At 66.5% G+C, this 248-nt stretch carries 1 pseudogene; it reads left to right on the top strand.

Going from position 1 to position 248, the window contains the following annotated elements:
* Nucleotides 1-248: pseudogene (gene groEL, locus RAD10_RS42355) on the top strand (chaperonin GroEL); the annotation flags it as partial.

The following is a 248-nucleotide window of genomic DNA, read 5'->3' as shown; positions in this document are numbered from 1 at the left end:
GAGATGGACGACGCCTACATCCTCATCAACGAGAAGAAGCTCTCCTCGCTGAACGAGCTGCTGCCGCTGCTCGAGGCTGTGGTGCAGACCGGCAAGCCGCTGGTGATCGTCGCCGAGGACGTCGAAGGCGAAGCCCTCGCGACCCTGGTCGTGAACCGCCTGCGCGGCGGCCTGAAGGTCGCGGCCGTCAAGGCTCCGGGCTTCGGCGATCGCCGCAAGGCCATGCTGCAGGACATCGCGATCCTGAC

It is taken from the genome of Bradyrhizobium sp. 23AC (assembly GCF_054863025.1).
Note: the sequence above shows the minus strand (reverse complement) of the source record. Positions and strands in the feature narration are given on the sequence as shown.